This is a genomic window from Methylobacterium sp. 88A (assembly GCF_000376345.1).
GTDB lineage: Bacteria > Pseudomonadota > Alphaproteobacteria > Rhizobiales > Beijerinckiaceae > Methylobacterium > Methylobacterium bullatum.
The window spans coordinates 1,385,783-1,398,454 of the sequence record NZ_AQVT01000001.1 but is presented as its reverse complement, the minus strand read 5'-3'; the positions used below and the strand labels follow the sequence as shown (position 1 = coordinate 1,398,454).

The 12,672-nt window shown below is 66.1% G+C and carries 13 protein-coding genes and 1 tRNA gene; 6 read left to right on the top strand and 8 right to left on the bottom strand.

Annotation, left to right across the window (positions count from 1 at the left end):
* Positions 1–39 precede the first annotated feature (39 nt).
* Positions 40–1,800, bottom strand: a complete 1,761-nt coding sequence (gene poxB / locus A3OM_RS0106740; RefSeq protein ID WP_018042972.1) for a ubiquinone-dependent pyruvate dehydrogenase — start codon at positions 1,798–1,800, stop codon at positions 40–42.
* A gap of 81 nt (positions 1,801–1,881) precedes the next feature.
* Positions 1,882–2,481: a cysteine hydrolase family protein gene (locus tag A3OM_RS0106735; RefSeq protein ID WP_018042971.1), complete on the bottom strand. Its 600-nt coding sequence runs from the start codon at positions 2,479–2,481 to the stop codon at positions 1,882–1,884.
* Positions 2,482–2,780: 299 nt separating this feature from the next.
* On the opposite strand from A3OM_RS0106735, the gene A3OM_RS0106730 reads away from it, so the two are divergent.
* On the top strand, positions 2,781–3,071 hold the full coding sequence (locus tag A3OM_RS0106730; RefSeq protein WP_018042970.1) for a hypothetical protein: 291 nt from the start codon (positions 2,781–2,783) through the stop codon (positions 3,069–3,071).
* A gap of 185 nt (positions 3,072–3,256) precedes the next feature.
* Here A3OM_RS0106730 and A3OM_RS0106725 read toward each other — a convergent pair.
* A tRNA-Arg gene (locus A3OM_RS0106725) sits at positions 3,257–3,333 on the bottom strand.
* Between the two features lie 219 nt (positions 3,334–3,552).
* Here A3OM_RS0106725 and A3OM_RS0106720 point away from each other — a divergent pair.
* Positions 3,553–5,136, top strand: a complete 1,584-nt coding sequence (locus A3OM_RS0106720; protein ID WP_018042969.1) for an integrase family protein — start codon at positions 3,553–3,555, stop codon at positions 5,134–5,136.
* Here A3OM_RS0106720 and A3OM_RS0106715 read toward each other — a convergent pair.
* Positions 5,118–5,339 (bottom strand): hypothetical protein, encoded by a 222-nt coding sequence (locus A3OM_RS0106715; protein ID WP_245257767.1) that lies wholly within the window; start codon positions 5,337–5,339, stop codon positions 5,118–5,120. The two genes, A3OM_RS0106720 and A3OM_RS0106715, sit on opposite strands and share 19 nt — an antisense overlap.
* Positions 5,340–5,574: 235 nt before the next feature.
* On the opposite strand from A3OM_RS0106715, the gene A3OM_RS0106710 reads away from it, so the two are divergent.
* The gene (locus A3OM_RS0106710) at positions 5,575–6,117 is read left to right on the top strand and encodes a metallophosphoesterase family protein (RefSeq protein WP_018042967.1); all 543 of its coding nucleotides are present in this window, start codon (positions 5,575–5,577) and stop codon (positions 6,115–6,117) included.
* A gap of 3 nt (positions 6,118–6,120) precedes the next feature.
* Here A3OM_RS0106710 and A3OM_RS26540 read toward each other — a convergent pair whose 3' ends face one another.
* Positions 6,121–6,249: a hypothetical protein gene (locus A3OM_RS26540; protein ID WP_280790495.1), complete on the bottom strand. Its 129-nt coding sequence runs from the start codon at positions 6,247–6,249 to the stop codon at positions 6,121–6,123.
* 960 nt (positions 6,250–7,209) lie between these two features.
* Positions 7,210–7,617 (bottom strand): hypothetical protein, encoded by a 408-nt coding sequence (locus A3OM_RS0106700; protein WP_018042965.1) that lies wholly within the window; start codon positions 7,615–7,617, stop codon positions 7,210–7,212.
* A gap of 897 nt (positions 7,618–8,514) precedes the next feature.
* On the opposite strand from A3OM_RS0106700, the gene A3OM_RS0106690 reads away from it, so the two are divergent.
* Together A3OM_RS0106690 and A3OM_RS0106685 are read left to right on the top strand one after the other, a co-directional pair.
* Positions 8,515–9,354, top strand: a complete 840-nt coding sequence (locus tag A3OM_RS0106690; RefSeq protein ID WP_018042963.1) for a hypothetical protein — start codon at positions 8,515–8,517, stop codon at positions 9,352–9,354.
* A 64-nt stretch (positions 9,355–9,418) separates the two neighbouring features.
* On the top strand, positions 9,419–10,015 hold the full coding sequence (locus tag A3OM_RS0106685) for a hypothetical protein (RefSeq protein WP_018042962.1): 597 nt from the start codon (positions 9,419–9,421) through the stop codon (positions 10,013–10,015).
* A 134-nt stretch (positions 10,016–10,149) separates the two neighbouring features.
* Here the strand turns inward: A3OM_RS0106685 and A3OM_RS0106680 are convergent, their stop codons facing one another.
* Complete coding sequence (locus A3OM_RS0106680; protein ID WP_245257766.1) at positions 10,150–10,404, bottom strand: hypothetical protein; 255 nt, start codon at positions 10,402–10,404, stop codon at positions 10,150–10,152.
* A gap of 247 nt (positions 10,405–10,651) precedes the next feature.
* Here A3OM_RS0106680 and A3OM_RS0106675 point away from each other — a divergent pair, with 247 nt between their 5' ends.
* Positions 10,652–10,933: a hypothetical protein gene (locus tag A3OM_RS0106675; RefSeq protein WP_018042960.1), complete on the top strand. Its 282-nt coding sequence runs from the start codon at positions 10,652–10,654 to the stop codon at positions 10,931–10,933.
* Positions 10,934–11,500: 567 nt separating this feature from the next.
* Here A3OM_RS0106675 and A3OM_RS0106655 read toward each other — a convergent pair.
* Positions 11,501–11,713 carry a hypothetical protein gene (locus A3OM_RS0106655; RefSeq protein ID WP_018042956.1) on the bottom strand — a complete coding sequence of 71 codons (213 nt, stop codon included), beginning with the start codon at positions 11,711–11,713 and terminating at the stop codon, positions 11,501–11,503.
* Positions 11,714–12,672: the final 959 nt, after the last annotated feature.

Here is a 12,672-nt window from a genome sequence, read left to right as displayed (position 1 = left end):
CACCGTTCAGTTTGGATACGTTCAAAGATAGAGCGTGGTCTACCGGATGATGTTGGTCTTGGCGAGATCGAGAACCGAATCTCCGCGGCCACTCATCACCGCACGCAGCACGTAGAGGCTGAACCCCTTCACCTGCTGTCCGTCGATCTTCGGGGGGATCGAGAGTTCCTGGCGGTTGACCACCACGTCGAGGACGGCCGGTCCGTCATGGGCGAGCACATCCCGGACCGCGCCCTCCAGTTCGGCCGGATCCTCCACCCGCACCGCGTGAAGGCCGACGGCCCGGGCCATGGCGGCGAAGTCCGGGTTCTCGAGGGCGACACCGGTCTCGAGATATCCAGCGGCCTTCATCTCCATCTCGACGAAGCCAAGGGAGCCGTTGTTGTAGATCACGACCTTCAGCGGCAGCTTCTCCTGCCGCAGGGTCAGCAAATCGCCCATCAGCATGGTGAATCCGCCGTCGCCCGAGAGGGACACGACCTGCCGGCCGGGACAGGCCGCCTGTGCGCCGATGCCCTGCGCCATGGCGTTGGCCATGGAGCCATGCACCCACGAACCGAGGAGACGGCGCTTGCCGTTCATCTTCAGGTAGCGCGCGGCCCAGATCGTCGGTGTGCCGACATCCGCCGTGAAGACGGCGTCGTCCGCCGCCGCCTCGCTGACGAGCTTGGTGAGGTATTGCGGATGGATCGGGGACTTGGCCGATTTCAGGCCGAACCAGCCCTTGGTCGGCGCCCCGGTGGCGAGATCGTCGAGGTCTTCGCGGGCCTTGGCGTAATGTTTCAGGCTGGCATCGAGCCAGGCCCGGTCGGACTTGACGCCGAGCTTCGGCAGGAGCGCGGCGATCGTGTCGCGTACGTCGCCGACCAGGCCGAGATCGAGCTTCGTGCGCCGGCCGAGCTGGTTCGGCCGCAGATCGATCTGCGCCACCTTGGCATGGGCCGGATAGAACTGCTTGTAGGGAAAATCGGTGCCCAGCATCAGCAGCGTGTCGCAGTCGCGCATCGCCGCGTAGCCGGACGAGAAGCCAATGAGGCCGGTCATGCCGACGTCGTAAGGGTTGTCGTATTCCACATATTCCTTGCCGCCGAGGGCATGGACGATGGGGCTCTTCAGGGCCTCGGCGAGTTGCAGCAGTTCGGCATGGGCGCCGGCGCAACCCCGGCCGCAAAGCAGCGTGATCTGCGACGAACCGTCGAGCAGTTCGGCGAGCGCGTCGAGCTCGGCATCGGCGGGGCGGATAACGGGTTTGGTCGGCAGCAGACCGGCATTGGGCGCGATGGCCCGGGCCGGCGCATCCTTCAACGCCACGTCGCCGGGGATGATCACCACGGCGACACCGCGCTCACCCACCGCTGCGCGGATGGCGTTCTCGAGGACGAACGGCAGCTGCGAAGGATCGGACACGAGTTCACAATAATGGCTGCACTGCGCGAACAGGGCCTTCGGGTCCGTCTCCTGGAAGTAGCCGGAGCCGATCTCGGCCGAGGGGATATGCGCGGCGATGGCCAGGACCGGCGTCCGGGTCCGGTGGCAATCGAACAACCCGTTGACGAGATGGACATGGCCGGGGCCGCAGGAACCGGCGCAGACCGCCAGCTCTCCCGTGAGTTGGCTTTCCGCGCCCGCCGCGAAGGCTCCGACCTCCTCGTGGCGTACATGCACCCAGTCGATGACGCCCCGCGCCCGGATCGACTCCGTGATGGCGTTGAGGCTGTCGCCGACGACACCGTAGATCCGCCGCACACCCACCTGCTGCAAGGTTTCGACGACGAGATCCGCGACGATGTCGATCTTCATGGGTTCAACTCCTGCTTCAGAAGCCGAACGATGATGCGCCGCACACGTTCCCGTCCGGCGGATACGAGGCGCCGGGACGGGTCAATCCGCGATGTCGCCGACACCTGGAGCGATCACGGCAAAGAGATCACCGAGGGTGGCGAGGCTCGCGGCCTGCAGAGCGCTCGCGCTCACCACCGAACCATCGGGGCCGGGCAAGGCACGGGTGGCCGTGGTGGACGCCACAACCGTAGGGCTGAAGCCGAGGTTGAAGGCGCCGCGTGCCGTCGAGTTGATGCACATATGCGTCATGAATCCGGCGAGCAGCACCGACTGTACGCCGGATTCCTCGAGATGCTTCTGCAGGTTCGTGCCGACGAAGGCGTTGGGGTAATTCTTGACGATGACCGTCTCGCCGGCTTGCGGCGCCACCTCGTCGCTGATCCGCCCGATGGCGGCGGAGATGTCATAGGGCGAGCCCTGCCCGGCATCGTGCTGGATGTGGACAATGGGGATGCCGGCCTCCCTGGCACGGTCGAGGAGTTCGCGCGCGGCGCGGATGGCGGGCTCCACCTGCTCCAGCCGCATGATTCCCTCGCGGTAGGTGTTCTGCAGGTCGATCATGATCAGGGCGGAGGCGCGCAATCGGGCCGGCGCCGGGCTCAGGCCCGAGACGTCGCGAAGGGTCTTGAGGTCTGGCATGGCGAGGTTCCGATCTGTCGAAGGCATGGTGGGCGTAAGAACGCTGCGGGGGAGGAGACCCCATCCACGGTCGACGTCAATCCCATCCGTCACGGCGGGGGCGCCCGCACCCGCCCGGGAGCGTAAGGCTCTCGTTCGCGCCTTTCTCAATCACGAAATCGCGCGTTCAAGCACCGGGTCGCCGTCGGTTGATGCAGGCAGCGAAAATGTCAGAATTTGTTCAGCGATCGGGTGTCTTGATGCAGCACGCCCCGAGGTGAAGCTGTGGTCCCGAGGGGATGCGATCCGGAGTTGATGTCATGAAACACGTGAAGACTTTCGGCCTCATCGGCGCCGTCATCGGTGGCCTGACGATGGCTGCCGCGAGCACGACGACAGCCCAGGCCGCCGGCGGCTGCGGCTACGGTTTTTATCCGTCCGCGTTCGGATGCCGGGCCACATCCCGTGCGTACGGCTACTACGCGCCTCGTCCAGTGCCGGTCTACGGCTATGGCTACGGCTATAGGCCCCGTCCGTATTACCGGCCTTACGCCTATGGCCCCCTCCCCTATGCCTACGCCCCCCGACCCTACGTGCGGTTCGGCTACTGAGTGGTGAAGGGCTATGCTCCCGGCCTGGCCGGGAGCATCCTTGCCCACGGGCGAGGCCCGGGGTGCACCCATGACGATCCACAAGGCGCTTCCGAGCCAATCGGAGGCGCCTTCTTCATGTCCTGGGAGGAAGCGGAGACCGAGGTGACCGGATCAGCCTCGCGTCATCACCGCGAAGGTGTGCGTGGCGACCCCGCCTGGGCTCGAACCAGGGACCTGCCGCTTAGAAGGCGGCTGCTCTATCCAGCTGAGCTACGGAGTCATGCGCCAAATCCCGTGTAGCAGGCCCCTCCCCACCCGTCCATAACAGACTCATCCGCAAGGCGTTTCGCCTACGGAATGGCCCCATTTTCCCGGTATCCGGGCAGGCCTTTCGTAACCCTGGCGTCGGATCCCGAAACGCCATCCACAGCCGGGGGGCGGGAAATCCATTGCCACTGGCGTGCTACTGGGTAGAGCAGACGCTCACCCCGGAGAGCACATGGCAGCCAAGGCCGCTCTAGTATTCGACGCATCCATCGTCGCCACCCTGATCAGGGAGGCAACCGGTCCGGCGCGCGACGTCGCGGACGGCGGGTGCCCCGGCCTGACGATGCGCCTGTCCCCGACTGCGGCCGCGTGGCATGTCCGCGCCCGGTACGAGGGCAAGCAGCATCGCGTGTTGCTCGGGGATGCCCGGACGTGGACCCTCCCCCAGGCCCGGGCCGTGGCCGTTGAGGTTCGCCGGCACATCGATGCCGGTAAGGGGGAGCCCGCCCGGGAGTGGATCGAGCTCAAGCGGGCCGCGGTCGCCCGGGAGGCGAAGCGCCGCCGGGGCCAGGCCGCGGGCGACGAGATCGCCGTCCCCGACTTCATGCCCCGCACCGCGCCGCCGGCGACGTGGACGTACGGTGAGGCCCGCGCCGCATGGAAGGATTGGATGAAGCGCGAGGCCGAGGCCGGGAGCCTGAGGTCCGCGACCGTCCGGAACTACAGCGGCGTCGTCGGGGGGCCGTCGATGCGGACCCTGGACAAGCGATTCGTTTCTAGGATCGAGGCACCGGACGTCGCGGCCATCGTCGAGGTCCTGGTCTCCGAGGACAAGCGGTCGACCGCCAAGGACGTCGTCCGGGTGGTCCGTCGGTTCTGGGAATGGATGGCCGAGCCCGGCCAGGTCCGGCGGTCCGGCGCGAAGGCGGGAGCGATGCTCGGGCTCAAGGCCCCCCGCCTGGGTAGCGTCAAGGCGCGCCGCCATTTCCCGCTCTTGCCCGAGGTCGCCCATATGCTTGCGGTCGCGCAGCATGGCGTCCTCTCGGACAGCGTGGGGATGGCCATCGAGCTCCTCATCTACACCGCGCAGAGACGCCTCTCCGTCGTGAAGGCGCGCGTCGACGAGTTCGAGGAATGGCCGGCCCGGGAGGGCTGGGGACTCTGGTGGCAAGGCCATCGGAAGATCTCGCGTGGCTCCCCCACGGCCGAGGATCCGCGACGCGGGTCTCATGCCCTGCCGCTCCCCCCGCATGTGTGGTGGCGGGTACAGGCGTACCTCCGGCGGACCACATCGGACGCCAGCCCCCGGTCGCAGTGGCTTTTCCCGGGGATGCGGCCGCGGCGCGCCGGAGGCATCGTGGAGCACATGAGCGAGGACACGCTCACCCATGCGGTCGCGGCCATGCCAGGGCGCCGCGCAAGCCCGCACGACGTTCGTCGCGCGTTCGCGACGGTCTCGCAGAAGGACCACGCGATCCCTACCACGCAGGTCGGGATGGTCCTTGATCACGCCAACTCGGACCTGCTCCAGGTCGTGGACGGGAATGGTGTGACGCGGCGTTACACCGGCGATCAGATGCTCGAACTGAAGGCCCCCGCCCTGCAGGCATGGAGCGACGCCCTGGTGGTTGCCCGGCGGGCGGTCGAGCTCCCTGACAGCGAGACGCTCAAAGCCATGCTCGTCGCGGAGAACCTCAGGCAGCGCGGGGTCAAGGATCCGGTCGCGGAAAAGGCCAGGCGCGCGGCCGCCTCGGCGAAGGCATGGGCGGAGGGGCGGACGTCACGCCAGCGCGCGCGTCAGACGGCGGCGACCTGACCCTGCCGGTCTCGCCGGTCCCGCCCAAGTTTCCTGGCGAGATCCGCCGGCTTGCCCGCCCGGACGAACCCCTTGCTCACCTGGCGGTCCACGGCCGCGAGCTCCTGCAGGGCATCGCCCAGAGCCCTCCGCAGGGCGTCCCGCGCGTCTCCGTCGCAGGCCTCAAGGTAAGCGCGTTCCATCTCGTCCACGACCGTCTCCATCGATTCGTTCATGAGAACGAATGAAGAACAAACTGGCGGCTGAGTCGATCCCGAAATGCGCCCAGGGATTTCTTTACTCTGCCCAAACGTCGCGCTTGCCCACCCTCCGGCGAGCTGCGATCGTCCATATTCACCCCGTCACCGAGGCCTCCCCATGTCGCGAAAATCCTGGCGCACCGCCGCCCATCCCGACACCTGAGGAGGACCTGAGCGCGCTGCGCCGGCCTCCAAAAAAATGGAGGCCGACATGGCCAACTTCTTCACAGCCGACAGTCACTTCGGGCACGCCAGCATCTTGCACGGATTGCGGACCGGGTTCGCCGGCATTGCGGAGCACGACGCGATGCTCATCGAGGCCTGGAACTCGACCGTCGCGCCGGGCGACACGGTCTACCATCTCGGCGATTTCGCGCTCTCGACGCCCGAGTATGCAGCGAAGATTTTCCGGCGCCTGCACGGTCGCAAGATCCTCGTCGTCGGGAACCACGACAAGAAGAACCGTCGCTTGCCGTGGGCCGAGCAGCACCAGGGGATCCGCGAGGTCTCGGTTGACGGCCGCCATCTCGCCCTTTGCCACTACCCCATGCGGTCCTGGCCGCGTGCGTTCAAGGGGAGCTTGCACCTCTTCGGGCACACGCACGGGCTCTTGCCCGGCACGACGCAGTCCTGCGATGTCGGCGTGGACGTCTGGTCGTACCGCCCGGTATCCCTCACCCAGATCCTCGAACGCATGGCCGCTTCGGACACGCAGCCGGAGGAGCGTGTCCTTACGCGGTGACCGCTACACACAGATGCCCTCCAGCCCCTCCAGGGCCTCCTCGTCCTCGGCGGTCAGGTCGAGGGGGGCTGGCTCAGGAGGGAGCCAGGCCAGGTGCCTGTCCGCTGGCGTCTTGCCATGCCAGGTGGGCACGACCACAGTCGCATCGTAGATCGCCCAAAATCGACGGAGCGCCACTTTCGCACTGCCGCCCTGCACGAGAAATTCGATTTCACCGCTCGGACCGGGCACGTACGACCAAGCAATCCAACCCTCCGTCGGTGGCCGGTCGCGATGGCGCTTCGTGATCCACGACCCCCTTGCGAGCCATACGCCGTCACTGCCCTCCTGGGGACCGACGGCCGACATGGGATAGATCGCGCTCGACGGCGGGGGGTGATGCAGGCCCCGGCGGACAATGACGGTGAGAAAGCCTGGGCCCGGGACAATACAAATGATGTCGGGCCACACGCACGCGTCGCCAGGCGTGTGATGCCTGCTGCTGTTTATGATGTACCGCAGCGGCCGGCCAAGCCATCGTGACAGACCGGGGAGTGCGAGTCTGCAGATCAAATTCAGACGCCGGTCCGGCCCTTCCAGCGGGCGTGTCAGTGAATGCCGCTCCCGCCATGGACACTCCTTTATACCATAGTAGAATGTCATAGGGTACAAACGGACAAATTCACTTCTCAATGTAGTTATACGTACTCGCAGACGATTGAATCGATGTCGCAGGCGACCCTTAGTCCAAGAATCGTCTTTATCAGATAGTATAAAAGCAGATGCACGGACGAACTCGCGGTCCGCGATATCGAGGCCCGAGAACGCGTTTCGGCAAGCGTTTTGCCACTCCGCTTTCTTCTGAACCCTTGGTGGCGTCCAATATCTGGAAATGTATTTTATTTAACTCGGGTCGTAAACATACGGATACATATTAGTCTTGGGCATGTGCGTTTGCGTTCCGCTTCAGAGCAAGCCAGTTTTACGATCAAGCTCTGAACCAAGGCGGCTCCCTGGGCGCTCAAACGCGACCGCCCAGGGTCATAGATGACTAACCCTGGGCGGTGTTGATGCGCCCCTAGCCGGGCGCCCAGGCCTCGAAATTCGGGGGGGCTAGATTCTGGTGGGTGCGCCCCGGGCTCCCGGGGGAAGCGGCGGTGGGGGAAGCGGCCGAGGCATTCCTGACGCGACCGGATCGGGGGGCTCGTCCGCGAGGAGCTCGTCGAGGATCCCCACGACCGCCGCGCGCTCCTCGGGAGACCGGCTGGCGTCGAGGTCAACGCGTTCCTCGACGGGCTCCTGGGCGGCCTCGATCTCACCGGCAAGGTGGAACAAGGCGTTTCTCGCGAAATCGAGCAGCCGGGCATCCATCTCGTCCATGGCAGCCGCGAGGTTGTAACGCCGGATCTCCGGGATCTCTGGGTCGTCGATCAGGGCCCGCGCGGCGGCCCGTGCCTGCGTCAGGCGGGCCCGGACTTGGGCGAGCCCGAGTCCCTGCAGGTTCTCGATGAGATCGCACATCAGACCCCCCCCTCCCGGCGGCGGTAGAGCGTTTCGCGCGTGACACCCAGACCCTCGGCAGCATGCGAAATCGGGGCACGAGAGAGGACGATCTCTCGCATCACTTCATATGTGATCCGGGAGGGGCGACGGGGGATCCTCGTGCCGTGACGGTACGCGCACTGATGCACTGCTTGGATCGTCACGCCGAGCCGGTCCGCGACCTCTCGGACAGTCTCCCGGCCCTCACGCGCGCTCTCGACGTCTGGCAGCGTGACAACCGGCTGGCGCGGCTGAGATGTGAGCCCGAGGCCGCGGCAGTGGGTGGCGATGGTCTTCTCATCCCAGCCCTCACGAGCCGCGATCTCGCGATAGGTCATCCCGAGATCGAGGTACTCCTCGCACCGGGCTCGGGAGAGCCGGCAAAATCGCTTCGGTCCCCTGCGGCCGTCTGGACGTACCTCACCCGGCGCGAGAGCCCCAGAGCTCTCAGGACCTGTCCGGCAGGCTCCCTCCTGCCCAAGAGGACGTCCGAAACGTGCTGTGGCGAGAGGCCTGCCTGACGCGCCCATGCGTCCTGAGATCCGGCTTTGCGGCATGCCCCTCGGAGCAGCGTCCGGACGTCCCTCTCCGTCAATTCCACCATCCATCTGAGCCCTCCGCGAATCTGCCGAGGACATTATATCGCAACCCGGAATAGAATTTCTAGAGTATCCCAAATTATGCCTTTGGTTTCATACAACCATTGCGATAGATTCATGCTTTATGCCATTTGAACAACAGTTTCGACAACACCGTGTTGTTTAAATCGTTGTCGAAATTTCGGTGTTGCGTTGTCGAAATTGCCTGTCGGGTTTCTATTGTGATCCGTAATACGATTGCTAAATTACTCAGATCCGCCGATATGAGGATTCGAAAATGCCCCACACGACGCCGCTGTTGCCACCCTACGTCCACCCTCCCGCGTGGCTCGGCCTGCAGTGGCAGCCTGGCGAGCTGCTCCATACGCGGCGCGGCCCGCGGTACCTGAGCCGCGCCCCGAGGACGCCCGAGTTCGATGAAGCTATTGACCAAGAGGTGATTTGCTTTTGGGACCTAGGCCTCACCCGAGAGGGCCGGGAAGTCCTTTTTTGGCAGGCGCCCGACCACGACCTGGCCGCCGTTCAGGCAGCAATCGACAGCATCCCCGCCCAGGTCGCCGCCAGGGAGGCGGAGCGGGCGGCAGCGGCCGCGGAGCGACGGGCTCGCGAAGAAGCGGAGGCGGCCGCGCTAAGGGAAAAGGAGGCCGCGTTCATCGCCCATGCGCGGGCCGAGGCTGAGCATTCCCTGAAAAAGCGGCGCTGGTCATGGGCCCGCCGTGTCGACGTCGACGAAGCACAGGGGCTCCTGGACAAATCGGATTTCGACGCCGTGGACGCGAAGCGGCTTCTGACGATGGTCAAGCGCGCTGCGGCAAACGTGCAGAGGTCCGAGGACAAGGTTGCCCTGCTGCATCCACCCGAACAGAATCTGGCCGCCCTACCCGTGGTTCGGAATGCGGCCCTGGCTGCAGTCCGGCTGATCACCGCGGACGATCAAGACCGGGCCATGGTCCAAAACAATATCGGCTGGTCAAAATCGACGACAATCGATGGGCACGTCCTCGCCGCCCTGCCCTCCCTCGACGTCGCCCAGGCGAGTCACGCGCTCAGGCTGCTCCGCGTTCACCAAAAACAACTGCCTAGGGCGGTCGTCGAGCGCATCTTCGCCGCGGCCTAATTTGTCGATTGCGAGGCGCCCCGGACAATCGAGATCGTCACCCCCCAGCACAGGACCACCGCCCATGAGCTTCCTCGCCCGTATTGCCCTCCTCGCCGCGGTCGCCGTCGCCACCCTCTTCGCCCTCGTCTGGGAGAGCGGCCGCTGGGTCCTCCGCGCGGTCCGGTCCGCAACGGGGATCACAACCCCGGCCCTCCCCGCTACCGATGCGGCCGCGGCGTACCTCGATGCCCCTGCCCCGGCGGTTGCCCCGTCCCCGGCATGGGGCCCGGCCCCTCGCCACCAGGTCGGCGTCCCGCTTGTGTCGTACGCTCGGCACCTCGTTGCAGGGGGGCCCGCGGCGGATGTGTCCGCCCTACCCAAGCCCGTCATGACGTGGGTCCGGGGCCTGTCGCACGGCGAGCTCGTGACGCTCGCGGCGGCACTCCCGCATGAGGCTGAGGCACACGTCGGCGGCATCCTGATCGAGGGCCTGCCGTCGCTCACCCCGGCCGCACCCCGCGAGACGATCCCGGCCCCCGTTGTGGACGTGTCCGCAAAAGATGCGGATGCGTCCGCAGAATGGACGTGGACGCGTCCGCTTTCGGCCGATCCCGAGGACGTGGAGATCGCCAATCTGGTCAACCTCGCCATGGAGCGTCGACGTCGCAAGGTGGCCTGAGCACCCCCCTCCCCTTGATGCGAAAGGGCCCGCCGGATGACCGGCGGGCCCTTTTTTCCATGGTCCGCAAATGGCCCATTTGCGGTCCGGATTCGGTCCGCAGGGGAAAGGCACAACCCCCAGGCGTATAATTCTCACTGACGGCGGGCGAGACGCAGTGCGCGGATTTCCGCCTGAGCGGCCGCCAAGTCTCGGGCAAGCTCGGCCTCCCGGCGACGCGATGCCAGGAGCGCCTGCCCGAGGCGGTGGACGGCGCTCTCGGCATCGGCATCTGCCTGCGCCCAAGCCTGAGCCTCACGACGCGCACGTTGGCCTGCCACGAGAGCGACGCCGACCGCCATCATGCCGCCATGCATGCCGTTGTGGAAGTTGTCGGTCTGCCTGCTCATTGTCGTATCCCCCGTCGCCCAGGCCTTCATAGATTCAGCTCCAGATTGCCCTGGCAAGACGATCCTGGCCCCAGGGTTACCGTTTCCCTGGGCTATGATTGCCGAGGATGCGTCCGGTGATTGCTCAGAGCAAAGGGGGCGCACCCACCCGTTACTCCTATAAACAGCATCGAAAATCCAAGGGGACGCGGGCACCCGGTTTCGCGGCGGGCTCGTCGGTTTCACGGCGGGGTCCGACGATGACGTCATGGCCAGGATCGACATCACGGTAGACACCTCGCAACTCGAACTCGCGCCCGTCGAGCTCGACACCCACCTCGTCGATGCCGACAACGACCTCGCGGATATGGGGCGGGCACCCGAGGACCTCGGCCTTCATGCGCGCAATGTCCTTCTCCAGGTACGCCCGGAAATGCTTCTGGAGGCAATCGTAGAGGGCATTCTCGTCCACCCCGAGCTCGGGGCCGCCATCTTGGCCGCGTGCTTGTCCGGGAACCGGAACAGGCCCGCACGGAACTCCCGGGCCTAGCCCTGCACCAGGGTGAAGGCCGGGGCTCGCTCGATCACCGACTTCTCATCGACCTTCCGCTTGATCTGTTCGCCGCAGGCTTTCTCCATGGTCTACGCGGCGCGGGCCTTGTTGACGTCGGGACCGGCGGCCTCGGGTCGTCCCATGACAACCGCGGGTCCTGCGGCAGGTGCAGGGCTTGACGTGGCCGCATGGGTCGAGGGCCGCTCCTGTTGCATGGCCTTATCGACATTGGCGGGGTAGTGGGCCCTCGCCCGCTCGGGGTCGAACAGTCCCCCAGGCAGCTTGGCCTCAGCGAGGCGGGTGTCCCTAATCTTCCGGACCGCCCCCTCGGAAATACCGAGGAGCTTGGCCAGCGCACGTCCCGAGACCCCGGCCATCAGTCAGCCTTGTGCCTGGCCTTGGTGTCCTGCCGCTTGAACTCGATCCCGAGGCTCTAGGCCTTGGCACGGAAGGTCATGCCCCCGCCGGCCATAGGGGCCTCTCCCTTGTTCTGACGCTCCCACGCGATGATGAGGATGTCGGCCGCTCTGAGGTCGTTCAGGCAGGCACCAGCCACGGTGAAGGTTAGGGCCCGAGCATCCACCGGTCACTGGCCCTGCACACCGCGGGCTCCTTGGTGACGGTCAACTCCCGTGGCGGCTCCTCCTCGGGCTCGGGCGCCCGGACCTCCGCGAGATTCTTGAGCTCGGCCTCTTCGAAGCCCGCATCCCCCAGGTCGAAATCGAACTCGCCGGCGTCGATGGCCTCCTGGATGAAGGCGACCTCCTTGGCTAGCATGGACTCGTCTCACGACGAGTTGAGGGCGACACGGTTGTCCGCGAGGACGAGGGCCGCGCTGCGCAACGCTCAGGCCGGGACGCCGGATGACGGAGACCTGCTCCATGCCAAGGCGCTTCGTGGCCTCAAGGCGGCTGTGCCCCGCGATATGGTGTCGTGCTCGTTTACGATGAGTGGAACGAGGAAACCGAACTCGGTGATTAGGGCCTGGATCTGTCCAATCTGGGCCTCGTCGTGCGTACGCGAATTCCGGGAGTACGCACGCAGGGTGCGCACCGCGACGAGGGCGGTGCGGAGTACGCGAGAGGGTCGTCGGTACGCACGGTAACCCTTTGATCCGTCAGGCGGTACGCACGCCGCGTACCCAAAAATTTCCACTGTACCCGGGCGGATGTTGCACCTTCGCGACTTCTGCTTTCGGCCCCCCAGGGGGGACCCATCCCCCCCTATCTTGCCCTTTGTCACCGGCTTTCCGCGAAGGGGATGCCCTCCCGTCGCCCCCCTTTGGAGGGGTCAGGGAGGGCGAGGCAGTGCGGACCAGCGCACGATCGGGATCCTGCCCCCTGCCCGTGTAACGGACCATCCCAGGCCCTCGGGGGCCTCAGGGGACGCAAGGCATCGGGACCGCCACCGGGGATGCCCCTGCATCAAATGATGCAGGGGTGAGGGCCGGGGTACGCATCACCCCCGCAGGGATAGGGATGCCCGTAGGCTACGCCCCTGACGGGTCAGAGGGGGGCGCGAGACGGGCCACCAGGGCCGCACGTATCGCCTCCGTCTGAAGGGGGACGCCTCCGCTCTCCCGTCCCCAGAGACCACGCAGGGCAAGGCGGAGGACCTCCTTGACGTCCACTGCGCTTGCAACAAGACGCTCCCCGGGCCGGGTCCCAGCCGAAGCCGCGGAGGCGAGGAGTGCGTCCCGGAGCGCGTCGACTAGCGCAGCATCAAGTTGACGCGGA

Coding starts and splice junctions, on each gene's coding strand:
- A3OM_RS0106720 (WP_018042969.1), top strand. CDS start 3,553: ATGGCAGCCAAGGCCGCTCTAGTATTCGACGCATCCATCGTCGCCACC.
- A3OM_RS0106710 (WP_018042967.1), top strand. CDS start 5,575: ATGGAGGCCGACATGGCCAACTTCTTCACAGCCGACAGTCACTTCGGG.
- A3OM_RS0106715 (WP_245257767.1), bottom strand. CDS start 5,339: ATGGAGACGGTCGTGGACGAGATGGAACGCGCTTACCTTGAGGCCTGC.
- poxB (WP_018042972.1), bottom strand. CDS start 1,800: ATGAAGATCGACATCGTCGCGGATCTCGTCGTCGAAACCTTGCAGCAG.
- A3OM_RS0106655 (WP_018042956.1), bottom strand. CDS start 11,713: ATGCTAGCCAAGGAGGTCGCCTTCATCCAGGAGGCCATCGACGCCGGC.
- A3OM_RS0106690 (WP_018042963.1), top strand. CDS start 8,515: ATGCCCCACACGACGCCGCTGTTGCCACCCTACGTCCACCCTCCCGCG.
- A3OM_RS0106675 (WP_018042960.1), top strand. CDS start 10,652: ATGGCCAGGATCGACATCACGGTAGACACCTCGCAACTCGAACTCGCG.
- A3OM_RS0106685 (WP_018042962.1), top strand. CDS start 9,419: ATGAGCTTCCTCGCCCGTATTGCCCTCCTCGCCGCGGTCGCCGTCGCC.
- A3OM_RS0106730 (WP_018042970.1), top strand. CDS start 2,781: ATGAAACACGTGAAGACTTTCGGCCTCATCGGCGCCGTCATCGGTGGC.
- A3OM_RS0106680 (WP_245257766.1), bottom strand. CDS start 10,404: ATGAGCAGGCAGACCGACAACTTCCACAACGGCATGCATGGCGGCATG.
- A3OM_RS0106700 (WP_018042965.1), bottom strand. CDS start 7,617: ATGTGCGATCTCATCGAGAACCTGCAGGGACTCGGGCTCGCCCAAGTC.
- A3OM_RS0106735 (WP_018042971.1), bottom strand. CDS start 2,481: ATGCCAGACCTCAAGACCCTTCGCGACGTCTCGGGCCTGAGCCCGGCG.